General features: G+C 50.2%; 23 protein-coding genes. 10 read left to right on the top strand and 13 right to left on the bottom strand.

What is annotated here, in order from left to right:
- Positions 1 to 2: 2 nt before the first annotated feature.
- Both BM231_RS09455 and BM231_RS09450 read left to right on the top strand, forming a co-directional pair.
- A complete protein-coding gene (locus BM231_RS09455; protein WP_063291384.1) occupies positions 3 to 983 on the top strand; it encodes a branched-chain amino acid ABC transporter permease in 981 nt (326 codons plus the stop codon).
- An 81-nt stretch (positions 984 to 1,064) separates the two neighbouring features.
- Complete coding sequence (locus BM231_RS09450; protein WP_093518806.1) at positions 1,065 to 2,264, top strand: ABC transporter substrate-binding protein; 1,200 nt, start codon at positions 1,065 to 1,067, stop codon at positions 2,262 to 2,264.
- A 69-nt stretch (positions 2,265 to 2,333) separates the two neighbouring features.
- Here BM231_RS09450 and hemP read toward each other — a convergent pair whose 3' ends face one another.
- A complete protein-coding gene (hemP, locus tag BM231_RS09445) occupies positions 2,334 to 2,501 on the bottom strand; it encodes a hemin uptake protein HemP (RefSeq protein WP_082596781.1) in 168 nt (55 codons plus the stop codon).
- Positions 2,502 to 2,801: 300 nt separating this feature from the next.
- Between hemP and BM231_RS09440 the strand changes: the two genes are divergently transcribed.
- From BM231_RS09440 to BM231_RS09420, 5 genes are read left to right on the top strand one after another with little or no spacing between them, the layout of a single operon-like run.
- Complete coding sequence (locus tag BM231_RS09440; protein ID WP_063295202.1) at positions 2,802 to 3,245, top strand: hypothetical protein; 444 nt, start codon at positions 2,802 to 2,804, stop codon at positions 3,243 to 3,245.
- Between the two features lie 51 nt (positions 3,246 to 3,296).
- On the top strand, positions 3,297 to 4,022 hold the full coding sequence (locus BM231_RS09435) for a MotA/TolQ/ExbB proton channel family protein (RefSeq protein WP_208860238.1): 726 nt from the start codon (positions 3,297 to 3,299) through the stop codon (positions 4,020 to 4,022).
- Positions 4,012 to 4,395, top strand: a complete 384-nt coding sequence (locus BM231_RS09430) for an ExbD/TolR family protein (protein ID WP_093518804.1) — start codon at positions 4,012 to 4,014, stop codon at positions 4,393 to 4,395. Before BM231_RS09435 ends, BM231_RS09430 begins: the two co-directional genes overlap by 11 nt.
- Positions 4,396 to 4,428: 33 nt before the next feature.
- A complete protein-coding gene (locus BM231_RS09425; protein WP_093518802.1) occupies positions 4,429 to 4,815 on the top strand; it encodes an ExbD/TolR family protein in 387 nt (128 codons plus the stop codon).
- Entirely contained in the window at positions 4,812 to 6,089 is a 1,278-nt protein-coding gene (locus tag BM231_RS09420; RefSeq protein ID WP_093518800.1) for an energy transducer TonB, read from the top strand. Before BM231_RS09425 ends, BM231_RS09420 begins: the two co-directional genes overlap by 4 nt.
- 53 nt (positions 6,090 to 6,142) lie before the next feature.
- Here the strand turns inward: BM231_RS09420 and rirA are convergent, their stop codons facing one another.
- The gene (gene rirA, locus BM231_RS09415; RefSeq protein WP_082596779.1) at positions 6,143 to 6,613 is read right to left on the bottom strand and encodes an iron-responsive transcriptional regulator RirA; all 471 of its coding nucleotides are present in this window, start codon (positions 6,611 to 6,613) and stop codon (positions 6,143 to 6,145) included.
- A 286-nt stretch (positions 6,614 to 6,899) separates the two neighbouring features.
- On the opposite strand from rirA, the gene BM231_RS09410 reads away from it, so the two are divergent.
- Positions 6,900 to 7,574, top strand: a complete 675-nt coding sequence (locus tag BM231_RS09410) for a GntR family transcriptional regulator (RefSeq protein WP_057462842.1) — start codon at positions 6,900 to 6,902, stop codon at positions 7,572 to 7,574.
- Between the two features lie 77 nt (positions 7,575 to 7,651).
- Here the strand turns inward: BM231_RS09410 and BM231_RS09405 are convergent, their stop codons facing one another.
- From BM231_RS09405 to BM231_RS09375, 7 genes are all read right to left on the bottom strand, one after another.
- The gene (locus BM231_RS09405) at positions 7,652 to 9,232 is read right to left on the bottom strand and encodes a BCCT family transporter (protein WP_093518798.1); all 1,581 of its coding nucleotides are present in this window, start codon (positions 9,230 to 9,232) and stop codon (positions 7,652 to 7,654) included.
- A 17-nt stretch (positions 9,233 to 9,249) separates the two neighbouring features.
- A complete protein-coding gene (locus BM231_RS09400) occupies positions 9,250 to 10,392 on the bottom strand; it encodes a mandelate racemase/muconate lactonizing enzyme family protein (RefSeq protein WP_093518796.1) in 1,143 nt (380 codons plus the stop codon).
- Between the two features lie 52 nt (positions 10,393 to 10,444).
- Positions 10,445 to 11,620: a UxaA family hydrolase gene (locus BM231_RS09395; RefSeq protein ID WP_208860237.1), complete on the bottom strand. Its 1,176-nt coding sequence runs from the start codon at positions 11,618 to 11,620 to the stop codon at positions 10,445 to 10,447.
- Entirely contained in the window at positions 11,620 to 11,955 is a 336-nt protein-coding gene (locus BM231_RS09390) for an SAF domain-containing protein (RefSeq protein WP_063309584.1), read from the bottom strand. Before BM231_RS09390 ends, BM231_RS09395 begins: the two co-directional genes overlap by 1 nt.
- A gap of 293 nt (positions 11,956 to 12,248) precedes the next feature.
- Positions 12,249 to 12,626, bottom strand: coding sequence for a nuclear transport factor 2 family protein (locus BM231_RS09385; protein ID WP_093518792.1), 378 nt, complete (start codon positions 12,624 to 12,626; stop codon positions 12,249 to 12,251).
- Between the two features lie 60 nt (positions 12,627 to 12,686).
- The gene (locus BM231_RS09380; protein ID WP_093518790.1) at positions 12,687 to 13,613 is read right to left on the bottom strand and encodes a DMT family transporter; all 927 of its coding nucleotides are present in this window, start codon (positions 13,611 to 13,613) and stop codon (positions 12,687 to 12,689) included.
- Positions 13,613 to 14,590: a glutathione S-transferase family protein gene (locus BM231_RS09375; RefSeq protein ID WP_208860236.1), complete on the bottom strand. Its 978-nt coding sequence runs from the start codon at positions 14,588 to 14,590 to the stop codon at positions 13,613 to 13,615. Before BM231_RS09375 ends, BM231_RS09380 begins: the two co-directional genes overlap by 1 nt.
- Positions 14,591 to 14,698: 108 nt before the next feature.
- On the opposite strand from BM231_RS09375, the gene BM231_RS09370 reads away from it, so the two are divergent.
- On the top strand, positions 14,699 to 15,613 hold the full coding sequence (locus BM231_RS09370; protein WP_093518788.1) for a LysR family transcriptional regulator: 915 nt from the start codon (positions 14,699 to 14,701) through the stop codon (positions 15,611 to 15,613).
- 127 nt (positions 15,614 to 15,740) lie between these two features.
- Here the strand turns inward: BM231_RS09370 and BM231_RS09365 are convergent, their stop codons facing one another.
- The 3 genes from BM231_RS09365 to BM231_RS09355 form a co-directional block, all read right to left on the bottom strand.
- Positions 15,741 to 16,052, bottom strand: coding sequence for a hypothetical protein (locus BM231_RS09365; protein WP_093518786.1), 312 nt, complete (start codon positions 16,050 to 16,052; stop codon positions 15,741 to 15,743).
- A gap of 231 nt (positions 16,053 to 16,283) precedes the next feature.
- Positions 16,284 to 17,498 carry an HlyD family secretion protein gene (locus BM231_RS09360; RefSeq protein ID WP_093518784.1) on the bottom strand — a complete coding sequence of 405 codons (1,215 nt, stop codon included), beginning with the start codon at positions 17,496 to 17,498 and terminating at the stop codon, positions 16,284 to 16,286.
- Complete coding sequence (locus BM231_RS09355; protein ID WP_139226347.1) at positions 17,495 to 17,875, bottom strand: hypothetical protein; 381 nt, start codon at positions 17,873 to 17,875, stop codon at positions 17,495 to 17,497. Before BM231_RS09355 ends, BM231_RS09360 begins: the two co-directional genes overlap by 4 nt.
- A gap of 191 nt (positions 17,876 to 18,066) precedes the next feature.
- Here BM231_RS09355 and BM231_RS09350 point away from each other — a divergent pair, with 191 nt between their 5' ends.
- Positions 18,067 to 19,074, top strand: a complete 1,008-nt coding sequence (locus BM231_RS09350; RefSeq protein WP_208860235.1) for a helix-turn-helix domain-containing protein — start codon at positions 18,067 to 18,069, stop codon at positions 19,072 to 19,074.
- A 14-nt stretch (positions 19,075 to 19,088) separates the two neighbouring features.
- Here BM231_RS09350 and BM231_RS09345 read toward each other — a convergent pair whose 3' ends face one another.
- Entirely contained in the window at positions 19,089 to 20,087 is a 999-nt protein-coding gene (locus BM231_RS09345) for a glutathione S-transferase family protein (RefSeq protein ID WP_093518780.1), read from the bottom strand.
- Positions 20,088 to 20,227: the final 140 nt, after the last annotated feature.

The raw sequence follows: 20,227 nt of genomic DNA, 5'->3' as shown, positions 1-20,227 counted from the left end.
CTATGGAACTCATCGGTCTGCTTAACTACGCGGTGTTCATGGCGATCTTTATCGGCATTTACTCCCTTCTGGCCCTCGGTCTTAACATTCAATGGGGCTTTTCCGGTCTCTTTAACGCAGGTATTGCGGGCTTCTTCGCTGTTGGAGCTTATTCATCCGCACTGCTCACAGCGCCAGAATCCGCTGTTCATCTGGGTGGCTACCAGCTACCTGTCGTTGTCGGTTGGATCGGCGCGATGATCGCCGCTGGCGCAATTGCATGGCCAATCGGCAAGGTATGCTTGCGTTTCCGCTCTGATTATCTTGCAATCGCGACAATCGGCGTGGCGGAGATCATACGTCTTGTCGTGAAGTCAGAAGGTTGGATGACAGGTGGCGCACGTGGTGTGAACAAGATCCCACGTCCATTTGGTGATCTGTCTTATCTCTATTCTCAGTTGGCTTATCTCGCTCTCGTCTTTGCCATCGTGCTCGTCGTGTACTGGGCTATCGAGCGTCAGATCTCTGCGCCTTGGGGACGCATGATGCGCGGTATCCGTGACAACGAAGACGCGGCAACTGCGATGGGTAAGGATATTAAGGCTCGTCGTCTGGAAGCGTTCATCTTCGGTGCTGCTGTGATGGGACTTGGTGGGGCGCTGTTTGCTCACTTTAACCGGTCCATAACCCCAGAAGCCATTGATCCGATGATCGCCACATTCCTGATCTGGATTATGTTGATCCTCGGCGGTTCAGGTAACAACCGCGGAGCCCTTCTCGGCGTTGCTGTTGTCTGGATCATCTGGTCTGCGTCAGAGTTTGTAACGGATCAACTGCCAACAGAATACGCCATTAAAGCCAAATACATGCGCGTATTCATCATTGGCTTGCTTCTGCAATTGGTCCTCCGGTTCAGACCGGAAGGAATCTTGCCGGAACCTCAGGGAACAGCTGGCAGTCCAGAAGTCAAAACCTTTCAAAAACAAGAAAGTGCAGCGAAGTAACGCCAGCACTCATGGAAATCAATTTTAACGCCCTGGTCAATCCGGATAGTATTTGAAGCAGGGCTCTTTGGAGGTGAACTGATGCTTAAGAAAATCGCATTGGCAGCAGGCTTGTTCAGCGCTACTGCACTTGCATCCAACGCTGTTCAGGCTGATGTAAAAGTCGGTCTTCTAGGAGGCATTTCTGGCCCAATCGCGGCTATGGCTCCACCAATGCTGGACTCTGCAAAGCTGGCAATTCAGCAGGTGAACGAGCAGGGCGGCATTCTGGGAGGCCAGAAGCTCGAAGCTGTTGTAGGCGATAGTGCGTGTAACCCACAGAACGGCGTGGATTCCGCTACCAAGCTAGTAAACATTGAGCAGGTTGCAGGTCTTATCGGCCCACATTGCTCCGGTTCAGTTCTGGCAGTTGCAAACTCTGTGACCGTTCCGGCTGGTATTACTCTGATCACGCCATCAGGCACTTCCCCTGAAATCACAGGTCTGGAAGACAAAGGTCAGGTATTCCGTACAGTACCTTCCGATGACTTCCAGGGCCGCTCTCTCGCTCGTACGCTGTTGAACCTCGGCACAAAGAAAGTTGCTGTTGCTTACCTCAACAACGACTATGGCAGCGGTCTGGCAAATGCCTTCAAAGTTGAATTTGAAGCAAATGGCGGTGAGATCGCTGGATATTCAGCACATGAAGAAGGTAAGGCATCTTACCGTTCCAACCTTGCTGAGTTGTCCCGTGGTGGCGCAGATACGCTTGTAATCTTCGATTACGGTGATGGCACTGGCCTGACTATCCTGCGTCAGGCACTGGAAAACGGCTTCTTCACCAACTTCGTTGGCGGCGACGGCATGAAGTCTGACGCAATCATCCGTGAACTCGGCGCAGAAAACCTGACCACCTTCATTGCTTCTTCTCCAGTAGGCGAGAAGTCCAACAGCCTTGAGCTCTTCAACGAAGCTTACAAGTCCGTTGGCGGCAACCCGGATGCAATCTTCGTATCCAACTCCTACGATGCTGCATTCCTGATGGCTCTGGCTCTGGAAAAAGCTGGTGGCGAGGCTGCGAAGGTTTCTGAAGCGATGGCTGCTGTGTCCAACGGACAGGGCGAAGCTGTTCTTCCAGGTGAATGGAAGAAAGCAGTCGAGCTGATCGCAGCTGGCAAAGACATCGACTACAAGGGCGCTTCTGGCGACCTAAACTTCGACAATGCAGGTGACGTTCCTGGTTCCTACGGCCTGTTTAAGGTCGAAGGCGATGCATTCGCGCTTCAGCAGGCTCTGAACTAAGGTTCAGAACAGTCAAAATAAGGAAAGAGCCGGCCTCATCTCAGGCCGGCTTTTTTCATGACAAGTTCGTCACTTAGTAAGAATCAACTTGCCAAGTTTCGTGATCGACAATCGGTAGTTATCCTCGCGATGGGAGATTGTGATCTCGCGCTCATCGCCAAAGAGTGCCTTGCTATCAACAGTGCGCTCATGTGGCTGACTTTGTGAGCTTTCCTGAGCTTTTTCCATATCAGTCATTCGCCTCAGCCTTTCCCCAATTTTGGCTAGCGTGGATGGTCGCGATACCCTCAAGAGCTAGGGGGGACTCTATCGCGTTTATTTCTTGACTTTCATATTCATGTTTTATTACAAGTGCAATGCCTACTCAATAATTGCTGGAGATCGCGTCCTCCCGCAAACCGTCCTGGAGTAGGATTTGTATCGATGCGCAAGCCAGCTGTTACTCTCTCCCTCAACAGCCAGCCAGCCCACGATATCCTTGATATCTGCGACTGATTTGCATTTGCAACTAAGTTTTAATTTTTGGGTTGGGGTCCTATGAATAAGTTGGTTAAGCTGTTTTCTCTTGCTCTTGCTGCCTTGTGGATAACGCAAATAACTGCAGCTGAAGCAGCAAACACGACAAAAGAACCAGTGATCGCTCTCCAGTTGAACAAAGCTGAGAGCACTCAGAACGGGTGTCGTGTAAGTCTTCTTGTTCGCAATCACCTTAAAGATGAGATCAATCAACTGGCATTGGACTTGGTAGTCTTTGATAGTACAGGTGGAATCTCTGATTTCCTGAGCATGAAGACAGGTCGTCTTCCTTCCGGAAAGACGCGAGTTCAGCAGTATGACCTCCCATCCAGTAGTTGTGCAGACATCTCGTCATTGCTCATCAATGATGTCAGCCAGTGTGAGGGAGCTGAAAATGTATCTCCGGCTAGCTGCTTAGACTCATTGAATGTATCCTCTCGCGCTGCGATAGAACTAACACTCTGAACCGCTGCAGAACCGAATTAGAAAAACAACGAGATTTCCAGAATGAATGCCATGATTGAAAACCTGGGCCTGACCGCAGCAATGACACCTGTTATGGATCTGCTTGCAAAAGGTGGCGTGGTCGTTGGGTTGCTGCTGGTTGTCAGCGTACTTGCTCTAACAATTGTCATCGCAAAACTCTGGCAGTTCTGGATTGCAGGTGTTGGTCGTCATCGTAAAGCTGAGCAGGCCGTGGCCTTTTGGCGCGTCGGCAAGCGTGATCAGGCCTACAGGATCGTGGTAACAGATCGCTCTCCGGTCTCCGATGTTCTCGCACATGCGATGCGCGGTCTCATGAAACCGCAGGTGCCTGAAAAAAGAGTCCGGGAAGATGTCGAGCGCGTTTGCTTCACGCATCTCGCGGATCTCCGCAGTTATCTGCGGGCATTGGACATGATTGCTCAGATTGCTCCTCTACTCGGTCTGTTCGGAACAGTGCTTGGTATGATCGGGGCGTTTCAGGCTATGGCTGACGCTGGTTCGCAGGTCGATCCATCTACTCTGGCTGGTGGCATCTGGGTTGCGCTGCTGACAACAGCCGTTGGTCTGGCCGTTGCAATCCCAGCTTCCGTGATGTTGTCATTGTTCGAAGGCCGCATCGAACGCGAGCAGGGGGCAATGGAAAAGATTGTAACCGAACTCTTCACCGGGGCAGTCACGTCCATCGCCACTCAAACTGAAGAAGCGGAACAGGTTGGAACCCAGCCGCGCTTTGAGGTAGTCCACGATGCGCCTTAGTGAGGCTCCAAAACGAAGCCGTGCACCTGGCCTCACATCTCTGATTGATGTGATCTTCCTTTTGCTGATGTTCTTCATGCTCGCCTCAACGTTCTCGATCTATCAAAAGTTAGATGTGACATCGGGAGCAGAAGGCGCAGGACAAATGGAGCAGTCCCCAATCCTTCTGCAAGTTTTCGGAGAAGGACAGCTGTCGGTGAATGGTGATCGGGTAAAGGTTGAGGCTTTGATCGCGACGCTCAGCGACGCAGGCATCGAAAAAATACGACCTGTGGCGATCATTCCTGCCAAGGATTCCACGGTGCAAGATGTCGTGAGTGCGCTTGAGATGCTTAAAACAGCAGGCTGGTCAGCGACGATCGTTGGCAATTGAATTCAGAATATTGCGAAATAAGAAGTTTAAAGAATGCGTCTGAAGACAAAACCACAAAAGAGGACATTTGAGAACACGATCCCATTGATCAATATCGTGTTTCTGATGCTCATCTTCTTCCTCTTTGCAGGTTCAATTGATAGAGACGATGCAAAAAACGTGAGCCCTGCAGAAACGCAGGAGCAATCTAGTCGTGAGCTTATTGCCGGAGCGCTGATCATCGCGCCTGATGGAACGATAACCCAAAATGAAAAGCCAGTTCTTGTCGAGGACCTGATGCCGCTGGAGGGCAACAAAGATCCTTTGATGGTTGTTGCTGACAAGGCACTTTCTGGTCAGACACTTGCTAGAACCCTTGCGGGGCTGAAAAAGCAAGGATTCTCCGATATCACATTGGTCACCGTAAGGGCTGCTCAATGAAGAAGGGAATTCGTAGGAAAATCGGTGGCTCAGCCCTCACGACCGCCTTACTCGTGTCAGTCAGTGTTCACGCAGGTGGATTTGCTTGGTTCTATACAAGAGCTCCTGAAGTCCAAGTTGCCTCAACCCGGTCAACGTCACTTTCTGTCGTTGGATCAATTGAGGATCTCATTGCAGGTTCCAAGGAAGTTGTCGAACCGATTGAGCTTGAACAATCAGATGAAATCGAGCCTCGTGAGATAGAAGCTGAAAAGCCGGTTGAGCAAGTCAAAGAGATTGAGGCTGTTGAGCCAATTGAGTTGGCAAAAGCAGAGATTACACCAATCGAACCGATCGTAACGCAGGCTGTGAAGCCGCTGCCAGTACCTGTTGCTGAAGGTGTTACTATTAAGGCTGAGATTGAGCCAATCAAGCCAAAGGAAGAGATTGAACCGCTTAAACTTCAGCTTCAGCCTGAACAAATCAAACCTGCGGAAGTGCAGGAGGTTAAGCCTGTCGAAGTTGCAAAAGTTCTTCCTGTTGAGCAGAAAGAACCATTAGAGCCAACCAAGGACGTTGATCCTGTAAAGCTGAAAGAGCAACAAGACCCAATCAAACCGGAGGAAGCCAAACCATCTCAACCAGAAAAACTGGAAGTGGTGGAGCAGGAAACGCCGGAAGAACTGAAGCCGGTAGAAAAGAAGTCTGCTGAACCCGTTGATGAAAAGAAAGAGCTTGAGGCAAAGCCCGTTGAGACTGAAGTTGCTGCAGTAACTGTTCCAGTCCCGCGAGCAGCGCCGCCACGTCCAAAGCAGCCGCAGAAAACCAAGCCTAAGAAAACCGCAAAGAAGGCTCCTGCAAAAGCCAAAAAAGAGCCTGCCAAGAAAGCAGGTAACTCGGATGTCAATTCTGCTCGAGGCTCCAAGGTCGCACGAAAAGGCTCCAATACCTCGAAGAATGGCAATAACATTGCGGGCTCCGGTGACAGCGCTGGCAATGCTGCGACAAGCAATTACTGGGGCAAGGTGCAAAAGAAGATCCAGCGTGCTGCGGATAGACGGTACCCGAGACGAGAGAAGAACCGGAAGAAGTCAGGCATCGTCCGTGTGAGTTTTGTCGTACACAGAGATGGGGCTGTAACGGGAATTAAGCTATCTCGATCGAGTGGGAATAAGCGATTTGATCAGGCCGCGTTGAAAGCCCTAAAGGCCGCTGCACCATTCCCAGCATTTCCGACTTCGATGAGGAACAATACGATCAGTAGAACAGCGCCGATAGTCTTTAAAGCACGATAACAAAAAAGGCAGCGAATGTTCGCTGCCTGATTATCTCGTCGCTGATGGCGCGCTTACTCAGCAGCAGCCATATTCTTTGGCAGGAGTGGGTCTTCAATCTGCAACAGGTGGCGAATGCTCGCACGGTTGTCAGCAAGATCCGCAATCGTGCACTTGTCGAGCACACCGAGGAATGCTTCCAGCGCTTCATGTAGAACAGAGTTGAAACCGCAATGGTTGACGAGTGGGCAGTCCTGACGGCCACTGTCAAAGCACTCTGCAAGAAGGAATGACTCTTCAGTCGCACGTACTACCTGACCTACGCTGATTTGCTCAGCTGGACGCGGCAACACGATACCACCGTTACGCCCTCGGATGGTTTTCATCAGATCAGCGTCAACGAGCACCTTCATGATTTTGAAAAGGTGAGTTTCCGACATGGAAAACGAAGCCGCGATCTCAGCAACTTTGCTTGGCTTGCCAGGATTTGCCGCACAATACATCAGGGCACGTACAGCATAGTTGGTTTGTTGAGTGAGTCTCATAATATTAGCTATGCGTCTTCCGGTGTCTGTCGTCAATAAAAATATGCATCTCTAACTCAACAATAAACCATTCCTAGTTTAGAGTCATTAAAAACTTTGCCGGTGCTGAAAACAAACCCGACACCGTCCTTTTGCCAGTGCACGCGCAAAATATATCTAAATCCAACTGATCCTACAATAATCACAGCGCAAATATCTGGCGCAAGAAACTCGTCATTTATTCAGCAAGCTAATGGTGATACAGCTCAACTAAGAGAGTGAACACGACGGACGCAATTGAGTTCCAATGAAGATTTCAAAACAAAGCCTTGAGGAGCAGGCCGCAGATTTTCTGAGGCAGCAGATTTTGGCGGGTCATTATGTCTCAGGTGACAAGCTTACGGAAAGTACGCTCGCGAAAGGTCTGGAGCTTTCACGCACAACTGTGCGCATGGCGTTGAACACACTCTCGAGCGAAGGTCTTGTTTCACAGAAGCCTTACGCGGGTTGGAGTGTGACGACACTGACGGACCATGATATCTGGGAAATCTACCATCTCCGTGTTGCGTTGGAGAGTCAGGCTGCTCAAATGGCAGCTGAAACCATCACGCCGGAAAAGGCCGTTCGGCTGCGCAAGGAACTTGAAGTCTTCAAGGAGATCTGTCAGCAAGACGGTGTATCCCTTACAGAAGTCACGTTCTATGACTTTGAGCTTCACAAACTGATCATTGAATTGAGTGAGAGCGCGCGCTTGGCACACATGTACAAGAGTGTGATCAACCAGCTTTCAATCTATATTCGTATCACGCACTTTGACTTTGATATTGAAGACAGTGCGAACACCCATGTTGGTTTAGTCGAAGCGATTTGTTCTGGTGAGGCGGAAAAAGCCCGCAAACTCGCTATTGAGAATATCAGTACCTTCACTGAAATGGGCCATAAGCTGAAACATGAACATGTCAAACTGGCGACTGATGACTGACAGTGCGTGAAGATTTGAGATAGTCATAAAAAAGGGCGGCCCGAAGGTCGCCCTTTTGCTTTGCCTGAGGAGGAAGCTTATTCCGCAGGAACAGCACCAGCTGCTTCGCGGGACTGCCGGAGAATATCTTCGCCACTTGTTAAAGCGAAGTCCTCACGCATCCACTTGATGAATCCGTAAACCATGTAGCTGATGATAAACATCAGTGGGATAGAGGTTACGATGGCACATGTTTTGATGGTGTTCAGTGGGGCGTCAATGAACATCATCGCAAGTGGAACTGCAGCCAGCATTACACACCAGAACAGGCGCAGCATTGGAGATGGCTCTTCGTTCTCTTTCATACCCTTTGTAGAAGCCGCTGCCATGGTGAAGGCTGCAGAGTCCAGAGTGGTTGCCAGGAAGAGAACGGAGACCAGCGCAAACAGAACGATAAAGATCGCGCTGAGTGGCAGGGTGTTCATGACCTGAACAATCGCCTGATTTCCTTCGCCGGAAGCTACAAGACCAGCCACATCAACAAGACCGGTTACGTTTGCTGACTGAGACAGACCACCAAGGATACCGAAGAAGAAGAAGCAACCTGCACTACCGCTCAGCAGCATGTTCGTGATAACGCCGCGGATACTACGACCCTTGGAGATTTTGGTCACGAAGATGGATACGAATGGAGTGTAGGTGATCCAGTAGAGCCAATAGAAGATTGTCCAACCTTCTGGGAAGCCACCATTTTCGACCGGATCAGTGTAAAGGCTCATGCGGATGAAATCCTGGATCATGATGCCAAGACCATTCACCGTAGATTTCGCAATGAACATTGTTGGGCCAACCAGGAACACAGCAATACAGAAGCCGATTGCCAGATATGTGTTCATGGAGCTGATACGTGCCATACCCTTCTGAATGCCCACATATGAACTCAGAGAGAAGAATGCGGAGATAATCAGGATCAGAACCAGATTCACATTGAAGGTAGGCTCAATACCGATCAGAGAAGACAAGATCTCAGAAACCATCGGCACAGACACACCAAGTGTGATGGAAAGTGCACCGAAGATGGTGAAGATGAAGATCACGTCAATCACACGGCTGATCAAGCGCCAAAGCGGAGTGACTGGCTTGTCACCACGGATAGCAGTACACACAGCTGAAAGGCTAAGACCAGGGTTCTTACGAACGTGGAAGTGGTAAGCAACTGGCAGAGAGACAATGCAGTAAGCTGCCCAGGCGCTGAAGCCCCAGTGGAACAGGTTGTAAGCAGTGCCAAGCTCATAAGCAGCAGTCGTACCAGTCTGAACTCCCAAAGGAGGGGCGTTGAAGTAGTATGCCCACTCAGTAAAGGCCCAGTATACTGTTGCAGAACCCAGACCTGCACAGATCATCATGGAAACCCATGCGAACGTGCTGTACTCAGGGCTACCTTCTCCCAGACGGATATTACCGTATTTACTGATACCAAGCGCAGCCAGAAAGATAACTGACCCAAACACAAGCAGCAGCACAGGCGTGCCGAAGATCGCATTGAATGAAGCGAACAGGTAGTTGGCTATCTCGTTGCCCTTTTCAGGGAAGATTGTCAGGCCAGCAACAATGGCGATGACAAACCCTAGACTTATTGAAAGCAGTAAGGTGTCTAATCTTTTCCCAGTGTTAGACATTTGTTTTTCCTCCATCTTCAAGCGTAAGCAGGTTGTGCATTCACTTGATATTTTTTGATTAGGTCTTCGTTCAGCTCGATCCCAAGGCCTGGGCGATCAGGAACAACAAGCTGCCCCTCAGCGAAGACCACTGGCTCTTTAGCCAGCCCGTTACCCGCAACAAGCGGACTATTGCTCTGGGAGTATTCCATCAGGTTTCCTTGCTCGCAGGAGGCAAGGAAATGCACAGATGCAGCGAGCAGAATATCTGTGCTGAACCCGTGAGGAATGAGTTGGACACCGCGCATCTGCGCCATGTCATAAATCTTGCGCATCTCGGTGATGCCACCACAACGCGTAATGTCTGGTTGAATGATGTCTGGCTCACAACGCTCCAGCATGTCGTGGAACTCACGGCATGTGGTCAGAGCCTCACCGCCCGCAATCTTTTGAGAAGCCTGAGCTCCAAGTTTCACATAGCCACGTTCATCGTCAGCCATGACTGGCTCTTCAATCCAATGCAGATTGAAAGGTTCCAGACGCTTACACATATGCAAAGCATGAGAGGCAGTTCGCCACTTGGTGGCAAGATCGATCTGTAGCTCGATGTCTGGACCGATTGCTTCACGTACGACGCGTACAATCTCATAATCAGTGTCTGGATCATCACCCAGAATGCCGCCGCCGAATTTCAGACTAGTGAAGCCTTTCGCGACCAGATCCTGTGCGATCTTGCGGTTATCTTCTGGGTTATCTGCCGGGATGAAAGTGCCGTAAGCCGGAATCCGGTCACGGTACTTCGCTCCCAGCAGAATATGCAGTGGCACACCATAGTGCTTGGCGGAGATGTCCCACAGTGCAATATCGATAGCGCTCATGGCATGAATGCCAGCACCGCGACGACCAACATAGTTGCTGGACCAATACATCTTGTTCCATAAGCGGCTGATTTCAAGCGGGTTCTCGCCGATCAGCAGGGACTTGAGTCCGGTGCAATACAAGTTGGATTGCGGTGCTTCAATGAGTGCTGCAATCACGGTTGGCGAGCTGTCTGACTCCCCAAGCCCCACCAGACCAGTGTCGGTGTGGATGCGTACGATCAGTGCATCTTCGCCCCACTCGCAATTTTGTGCGAGCAGCGGGACGCGAAGATGGATGACCTCAACATCAGTGATCTTCATTTTATTCTCCCTGATGCGCCGGTCCTCCAAGAAGGCCTGCGCGTTGTTTTAATTATTCTGCGGGGATGGAAAGCAAACGCTCGACGCGCTGATCTTTCTGAATGAGTGAACAGTAAGCGTAGCCAAAGTCTTCGATGGCGGTTTTCTCGCCATTGATCACGCCTTCAAGTGTTTTCAGGATTTGCTCAGAGACATTCTCAAGGCTGTCTTCACCGCGCATGACGCCGGTTGCATCAATATCAATGTCTTCATTGATCAATTGGCTGTTGCCACTGACGCGGATGACGGGAACAATTGGATTATTGAACCCGGCCCCACCAGTGGTCCAAAGGATCACCTGACAGCCGAGTGCTGCAAAATGCATTGCTGACCCGCCACAAAGCATTGTCGTTTCAGACATGTACATGCCTGGAGCCTCTGGTTTCTCCAGCTTAGTCGCATTGATGCGCAAGATATCCTGAATTGGCTTGGTACCGGTCTTTGCAAGAGCTCCGAGCGACTTCTCTTCAATAGTTGTCAAACCGCCGATGCTGTTGCCAACGCTCATGGTTTCGACCTGAGTGCCCTCAACATGCCAGCGCTTTTCTTCATCACTGATCAGCTGGTTGATTTTCTCAGAGACTTCTAAGGTTACAGCCCGCTCTTTGAGGATATGCTCACAGCCAAGCAACTCCAGCAGCTCTCCCGCCACAGCGGAAGCTCCCATATCAATCAGCTTATCTGCAGCAAGACCAACACTTGGGTTGGAAGCAATGCCAGAGCTAGTGTCTGAGCCACCACATTTGATGCCCACAAGAAGTTTGCTAATTGGAGCATCAACCATCGGTGTTGCGTTTGCATGTTCTACGATCTTGGCAATACGCTTCAACCCTTCGCGAATGGTCGAAACTGTTCCGCTCTCTTTTATGCAGGTGAGGGTCTCTACGGGACGCCCGGTTGCACGGATCGGCCCAGCCACGAGGTCGGGTGTAATGCTGCCACAACCCATATTGATCACCAGCGCCCCGGCGATGTTCGGGTTGGTCGCTGCATTGATCATGGTGCCAATCATCTCTTCGTTGCCACCATACATGCAGGTATTGTAATTGGTGACGACAACAGTACCGGGCGTCTTCTCGGAGATCGCACGGGCGATGCCTTCCGCGCACTCATCAGCAGCGATAACCATGATGAGATTGCGGATGCCGACAGATCCATCTTCTCGCTGATAGCCTCTGAACGTCTGCATCAGTCCACCTCAATTTCCATTTGGGTGATGATTTCGTTGATCATTACCTCAGGGATATCCAGATTTAAGCTTCGAATATTTTGAACGTGAGCAAGCTGACCCTGAGGAACAGGTTTGATTGCTTTGCCGACTGCGACGCCACCTTTAATCAGGTGGTCCTCTGGTTTCATGGGGCGCAGCGCGACTTTGTTGCCGAAGGGAATAGCTTGCAAAAGTTCCAGCTCTCCCAAGGTTTCGTTCTGTTCGGAGATCACCAGAACTGTCTCACCCTTGCCGGCATCTTCCAGCAAGGTTGCAACATTGTCTGCAGCATTAAGGCGAAGTGCCTTGATCATAATGTACTCCGTCGATTGTCCTACAATCGACTATTGCATAAAATGCATATCAAGTCTTGAGAAAAATCAATATTGTCTGACAATCGAAGAGGTGGGTGAATTAGTGACTAAAATTCAGTGTCTTAGGGCTAAAATATTTTCTGGTGCAGGTTCTTGGCGAATGTTCTCAGCTTGGGGAGCTAAGTAAAGTCCAGTAGAAAACATGGTGTTTTACAACAGAATGCACGGCGCAAAACCAAAAGTTTTACGCCGTGCTCTTAAATGAGTCTCTCTGTCCAGCTCAGGTATTTTTCTTAAAGCGGAGAAATGTCGACATAGACTTGATAGTCATAAATCAGGGTATCTTTGAGCTTCAGAACAGCTGAGAAGGGGATCTGTAGTGTGCTTTCGTCATGGCGCGTGTAATGCACTGCGCCCGTGCAAATGACCGTATCGCCAACACTACAGACGTCTTTGAGTGTGTGGGACATCGCTGCGATGGATTGGAAAAAGGCCGCATTTGCATCGACAACCTGCTGGTAGCCCGAAATCTCATCAAAATTTCCCAGCTGGAACCTTACGTCTTGAGCAAGGAAGGATCCGACAGCATCAGCGCTCAAAGAGTCGACAGCTTGATAGAGCTTATTGGCAAAGTCGCGTGCATCTACGTGTGCCTTAGTGAGTGATGACATTTTCTTTCCTATCGTTCTTTTAGGTTGGGGGAGTAGTTGCTGCATCTGAAAGCGCAGTGTTCAGGAAGCTTGAGGTTTTGTGAGTTGAATGTGCCCGTTTGTCAGTGCCAGTCCAACGAACAGAACGGCAATGGCAGCGAAGATGGCCATGCTGATGGGTTCTGAAAACACCAGCGCAGCAACCAAAATGCCGGAAACTGTTGCGAAGTATCCGACTTGACTGAAGCCAACACTGTCCGTTCTGTCTTGAATAAAGAACGTCAGCGCATAACTAGCTGCACTAAGAAAACCTATACCCAGAATGATCCACCAGATGTCCATCATCGGTTCAACAAATGCTGGCGTGCTGTCACTGAGAAGAAGAAGTGGCAGTAGCAACAGCACTTGCGAGAACATGGTTCCAGTTGCTGTACCCACTGAGGAGGCGTCTTTAGGATAGGCTTTGTTGCGGTAGATGTTTGCAATTGCCAGCGAGAAAGGCATGCCTGCCCCAATCAAAATCCAGATAGGATCAAACTGACTGACTTGAGCACTGCTGAACGTTACAAAACTAATCCCGGCAAGCCCAATCAAAATCCCGATAAGCCGCTGTAGCGCAATCAGCTTTCGGTCAATGATCGATGAGAATCCTGCTGTAATCAAAGGCGATAAAGTTACCAGAACAGTCAAAAGCCAAGCCGGAATATGCTGTAGGACCAGGTAAGCAACAAGCGAGGGGACAGTGATCCCAAGAAAGCCATTGATGATGTAATACTTGATTTGGCGGCGTTTCAGCGAGAGGCTCTCATGCTTCAGGTGAAGCAAGAGGTAGAGGAACAAACCTGCCAATAGTAACTGCGCAAATGTTGCGCTCAACGCCGTGATCCCAGCTTTCGTCACAAACTTGGCAAGAGCGTAATTAACGCCAACAATTGCCCCGATCAGGATGATGTAACCTGTTGGATTCTTGTGTTTTTCAATTTCTGTATAAGTTACCTGCCGATCCATTACGCAGCTCCTTTCTGGAAGATCCTGATCTGGTCGCGCCCATGTGGTTTCAGCAGGTCCGACTGCGGTCCAATTGAAACGATACCTGCGGGGTTGAGATGACGGTGGCTGCGGAAGTAATGCTCCCGCATGCGTTGGAAGTTCACTGTCTCAGCGATGCCAGGATGCTGGTAGAGCTCACGGAGATAAGAGCTGAGATTGGGATAATCTGCGATACGCCAGAGATCAGTCTTGAAATGCGTTACGTAAACAGCATCGAACCGAATGAGAGTGGCAAAAAACTTCCAATCAACTTCAGTGATTTGAGCACCCGCCAAATACCGTCGAACACTCAGCCGCACCTCCAAGAGATCGAGAGCTTCAAACAACTTGGAAACAGCAGCATCATACGCACTCTGAGACGTTGCAAAGCCAGCGCGATAGACACCAGAACTTACGTTTTCCTGAATGAAGTCAGCAAGCTCATCAATCTCACTCCGCAGTGCTGCCGGATAATAATTGGTGCTTGAGGAGGCCAAACCAGCAAAAGACGTGTTCAGCATCCGCATGATGTCTGCTGAGTTATTGCTGACGATCTTGTTTGTCTTCTTATCGACCAAGAGCGGAACGGTAAGCGTGCCAGTGTATTGGGGGAAGGATCGTAAATAGACTTCATAGATAAATGTGTCTCTCGGGACACTTGCAGTATCGTCAAATAAGGTTTGGTCGATCCGCCATCCCTTATCCTCCATGATTGGATGCATCTCGCTGACAGAAATGATCCTCTGCAAGCCCATCAATGACCGCATAACCATCACGCGATGGCACCACGGACAAGCATGTGATGTGTAAAGGTGATAGCGGTTTTCTTCGACAGAAAACTCAGCATCCACATTTGGCTCTATCCAGTTACGAACATCGCTACTGATAGGGCGATAGGTTCCGTCACTGCTTTTGGGTTTTTCATGCAGTTGCCCATTGATCAGCATCATAGCCATTGGACTGTCCTCTTCTTCTGAAGAGAACTTAGTCAGTTTCCCATTTTACGATAATCACCTAATATGGAAACTTGTTGGTGAGAAAAAGAGAACGAATTGAGCAGGCGAATGGAACATATAGGTGCACTACCCGTTTTTGTTGCGGTGGTTGAGCAAAAGGGATTTGCCGCTGCTGCTCGGCAACTCGGAGTCTCTAAGTCAGCTATCAGCAAGCGTATATCCTTGCTGGAGGAGCATCTTGGAGCTCGCCTTCTCCATCGCACTACCCGCAACATCAGCCTTACGGAAGCAGGAGAACTGTATTACGCTCGCGCAGTAGACGCTTTGACTGCAGCGCAGGAAGCAGAAAGCGCAGTCGCACAGCTACAGGGCAAACCAAAGGGGCGACTAAAGATAAACGTTCCCATGACATTTGGCCGACTTCACATTGCCCCTCTGATTCCTAAGTTCCTCAAGAATAATCCAGAAATCAGCATCGACATGATCATGGATGATCGCCGGGTGGATCTGGTCGATGGTGGATTTGATCTGGCAATCAGAGGAGGGCGCCTTCAGGACTCGTCCTTAATCGCTCGAAAGATAGCGCCGTGCCGCAACATTTTGGCAGCCTCTGCAAGTTACTTGGAAGAGTTCGGAGTCCCAGTGATACCGGAAGATCTGCTCCACCATAACTGCATGCATTACGCATACTTTAGTGATCAGCAAGAATGGACCCTGGAAGGCCCTGACGGACAAGTCAAAATTGCAGCCTCCGGTAATTTCCAGGTCAACAATGGCGATGCTCTCACAACCGCAGTTTTGGGAGGTTGCGGGATCGGTCGACTGACCACCTTCGCTGCAGGTGACTTCTTAAGATCAGGAGAGTTACGTCAAGTCTTACCAGAATACACCTTACCAACCCAATACATGTACGCCGTCTACCCCAACCGCCAATACCTCCCCACCAAAACCCGTAGCTTCATTGATTTCATCTCCACCGAAATCGGCGGCGATAAGCCCTATTGGGACAAGGGGCTGCTTTAATCTGAAATCCTGCACTCTCACCACTAACCGCAAACAGAAAAAAGGCCTCTCGTGATGAGAGGCCTTTTGTGGTTGTCCATCCATGATGTCAGGACGGTGGGACATCTGGGAGGGACGGTAATCTCCCTTATGGATTTACAACCACGTAAACTGTTGTGCCGTTTTCGACGATGGCCTGATAGTAGACGCCACCGCAGTTGTAGTAAGCGTTGTATGGGGTACAGCCTGCGATATCGTGGCGACGATTTACACGGCGGGATGTGCGGCGTGCGGTCCGGCGGGCTGCGTTGCGTTCTGCTGTCTGGGCATTTGCCTCACCTATCTTGAAGGAGATTGGTGAGATGGACTTGGTGCCAGGCTGCGAAGGTCTTGGGTTATAATCCACTGTGTAACCAACGGAGAGGGCAACTGCTGCGATTGTCAGGGCTTTGATAGACATTTTTCTTCTTCTTTTTATTGGTGGTCGTAAGGCTTTGCTTCGGCTTTCAGGGTTCTCGCCGTTGGTCCTTACTGCTCTGACCACTGGGTTGCTTTGAAGAGAACGGATTGCTCAGATTGCCAGTTAGGGCTGCTCTCTTCGATGGTACTCCCGAGTGGAACCAGTCCGGATCCTTGAGTTCTTGATCGGTTTGCTTTCCGTCATCGGGAGAAACTTTTTGAAACTGCGCTCTTAGTGAGTGGATCCTGCAAGGCCAATTCCGATTGCAAGGCCAAGCCATGCTTTCACTCTAAGGCCGACTGCTTTGATGACGCCGAGGGCTGAGATTATGTGGGCTGTTACACCGCCTGCCATGTCACCTTTCAGGTCTGTCGTATAGGTCTGCACAACACATCCACTGCCAGGAACCAGGTACTTCTGGTGTTCCGGGTAGACCAGATCGAGGTGAGCCACGACCTGACCACGTTTGGCGCGTTCTCCTGGTTCCATCAGCCGACCTGTCGGTGCCATCTGGCCTGAGGAGATAGACTGCTGGATGCGAGAAACTCGTGCTGGAAGAACCGTGTGGTACATCGCGATGTTGAAGTTACTTTCACAAGCGATCTCAGCGGCCATACCTTCGTAAAGTTCGGTGCGAGAAACCTGAGAGAAACCTGCGACCACTCGGGAACCTTCACGTTTGGTGCGATCCGGGATGATCACCATTGCCGGAGCCATGGCAGCCTGAGCAGCTCGTGCTCCAACATGCAAGGTTACTTGCTCAACGACACCATCAACCAGACTGTAAACCTTTGTTTTCTTCAACTCGATTTGTGCCTGTTCCAATGTGGCTTGCGCACTGGCCAGCTGGGATGGAAGCGTGGAATGAGCCTGAACTTTAGCTGCTTCCAGTTTCGCTTTTGCCGCTTTCACATCTGCCACGCTTGTGTCTCGTTGAGAGATGGCACGCTCTAACCGGGCTCGCTGAAATGCTGCAGAGTTTTTCATCTTGAGCTCTTCATGGTCTGCCAGTGTCATCTCTGCCTGATTCAAGCCTGTCTTGGCTGCATCCAGGGCGGCATCTGCTGTTTCCACTTCAAGGTGCGCTGTTTTGATGGCGCTCTTGATTTCATCAATCTTGCGGGTGGCGTGTTCGACTTTGGCTTTTTCCATCGCGTTTTCAGTGGAGAACAATGGGTCGCCTACTTTGACGCGATCTCCACCTTCCACGAAGACTTCCGTGACTGTTCCGCCGTTTTCGGCAACAACAGGAACCGTTTTGAAAGGCACGATGCCAGTGAACGACTTCGGGTAGTAATAGAACACCGCAAAGAAGACGGCGAGAGCCATGAATATCCACAAAACCAAGGCGTAGTGCACGTTGTAAAGGGTGATCGGCATGCCCTTCCAGCGCAGGTACCATACCCGCAACACGAAGGGAAAAGAGGTTACAAGAAGCTCAATCATTTGCCTGCCTCCTGCATTTTAGGGTTCCACCACAGCATAAAATCGCGAGCGATGGCTGTGAGGATAAGAGCCGCTGGAAGCAACACGCTGAAATGAGACAGCGCGGGCATAACCTCGTAAGCAAGAGCCACTGTGAGCATCACGGGCACTGTTGTGCGAAGCGGTGTTCCCTTTGCTTTGTGTTCCGCATAGCGGTCAAAACGGGAATAAAGATGCACAACCAAAAGAAAGGCCAGAAAGAAAACAACAAGACTAACAATGGAGTAGCTATCAGACTGTCCTGGTGGAACCCACCAGCTTGGTTCACCACCTGCCGCTGAGGCTTGCGTGGTGAATGCGCCCATTACCATGACGCTTGAAAGGATGATCGACTTCACGGTGGATGTCCTTTGCTTTGATTAGAAAGCTACCGTCCTAGGCAGCACCGTTTGTTGATGTTCGTAAATTAACGGATGAGCAAAGGACGTTCTTTAGAGTTCTGGTCATCGGTTTTTGATTTCTGGACATTTGAGAGGCTAAATCTGCAGATAAGCAGAAAACTGGCTTCTTTAAGAATGGTGGAGTCAGCATGACACGCATAAGCGCCTACCGATTGCGCCATGCAGCGCAAGTATATGGGCGGGAGCCAAATGCGGCTCTCGGCTTTGACAAGATCCTGGAGGCTGTCGGTGTTTCAGTGGACGAGCTGAGCAACGCAACAGCCAGAATAGATCTGCAACGAGAAGCCGCCGCGCTGGAAACAGCCTGCGAGGCTTTGGAGGACCCAACCTTCGCGGCTCGCGCTGGCCTCGCATCACCGGGAGCGAAGACACTACTGGCGTATTTGGCTCAGGCCAGTGACAACATCGGACAGGTGTTTCGCTTCGCGCAAAAATACTACGCATTGGAAGACCCGGATCTTCGCTTTGATCTGGATGGCAGTGAAGCTGAGCCCACCATTTGCCTGAGCAGTGACATTCTCAGCGCGCATCAATTCCCAAGACATCGCGAGTTTCTGGTATTTGGCTTGCTCAAGCGCACAGAGCAAATTGCGGGTGATGGATTTGGAAAGATGTCCGTCATGTTGGAATGTGAGGACACAGAGCACTGCGCACGTCTTTCTGAGTTGGCAGACTGCGAGGTTACAGGCGTTCAATCGATCAACGGTGTGAGGTTGCCCACTGGTGGGTTCGAGTTTCAGATCGCGACTTCCGACACAGCTTTGCGAGAGCATTTGCTGAAGCATGGAGAGGAACGACTGAACCAGCTGCCGCAAAACCGAACCGGGCTGTCTGCCAAAGTCATCAAGCTGGTGCGTTCCCGTTTGCCCGGTAGCCTGCCGAGCGGCGATGAAGTTGCCAAAGAACTTTGCATGACCCGCCGGACCCTGACGCGCAAACTCTCCGAGGAAGGCACCAATTTCAAGTCACTGGTAGAGTCTGCCCGCTGTGATCTGGCAAAGCGCTTGTTGGTGGGAACTGACAGCATCGCGCAAGTCGCATTCCTGCTCGACTTCGCCGACCAAGCCGCCTTCTCCGTCGCCTTCAAACGCTGGACCGGCGCCACCCCTGCAGTATTCCGAAAGGCGAAGTCTTAAGGGCATATGAGCTGTTAGCTGTTATCAAGGATCATCTCAACACTGCACGTTGGTGGGGCAGAGGTGTAATCGATCTGTGGGTCAGCAGGGATAATCCGTGTTGAGTTTATCGTGTCATGACTGGTGTAATAGTGATCTTTGATGTGATCCATATTGACAGTCTCTGCGATGCCCGGTTCTTGATATAGGTCGCGCACATAACCCGATAAGTCTGGGTAATCCATTATGCGTCGCAAGTTACATTTGAAATGTCCGACATTAACAGGATCAAATCGGACAAGCGTCGTGAACAAGCGCCAGTCAGCCTCTGTAATTTTGTTACCTGTCAGATAATGCTGGGCGCCAAGCCGGTTCTCAAGCCAGTCTAATGTGTCAAACAAAGTTAGGACCGCTTCTTCGTAGGCAGCTTGGGTGGTAACAAAGCCGGCTTTGTAAACACCGTTGTTCACTGTGGGATAGATACGCTCGTTCAGTGCATCAATTTCAGATCGTCTGGCCTCAGGATAATAGTCTCCATGTTTCGCACCGATCTTGTCAAAAGCTGAGTTAAACATCCTGATGATTTCTGAGGATTCATTAGAGACTATAGTGTTTTTCTTCTTGTCCCATAGAACTGGAACGGTCACACGACCTGAGTAATCCGCCTGTGCTGCCGTATATACTTGATGCATGAAATCTGAATGATGAATGCAATCTGGTTCGACGCCGTCGCTTTCTTTAAATGTCCAGCCATTTTCTGCCATGTGCCAATGTACAACGGAAAGGGAGATTTGAGACTCTAATCCTTTGATACTGCGAAAGATCAGGGCTCTATGCGCCCATGGACAGGCGAGTGAGACATATAGATGATAGCGGTTTGCTTCTGCCTTAAAGCCACCTTGACCGCTTGGGCCAGAAGCACCTTCAGGAGTGATCCAACTCCGAAACTGAGAGGCCTTGCGCAAAAAGCGACCACCTGCTTTTGAGGTGTCATACCATTGATCGACCCAACGACCATCTTGAAGTAAACCCATGATCTGAACGCCACCTCACGTAGATAGACATCTTTAGTGATATGTCTGAAAATTAAATGCTCTCATGAAGATCAACTGAAGCCATCTGGCATTCACATTTTCGCATCAGAGAGTAGCTAGATAAAATCAGAGATGCGCCA

The sequence above is a fragment of the Pseudovibrio ascidiaceicola genome (genome assembly GCF_900114245.1).
GTDB classification, from domain to species: Bacteria; Pseudomonadota; Alphaproteobacteria; order Rhizobiales; family Stappiaceae; genus Pseudovibrio; species Pseudovibrio ascidiaceicola.
Note: the sequence above shows the minus strand (reverse complement) of the source record. Positions and strands in the feature narration are given on the sequence as shown.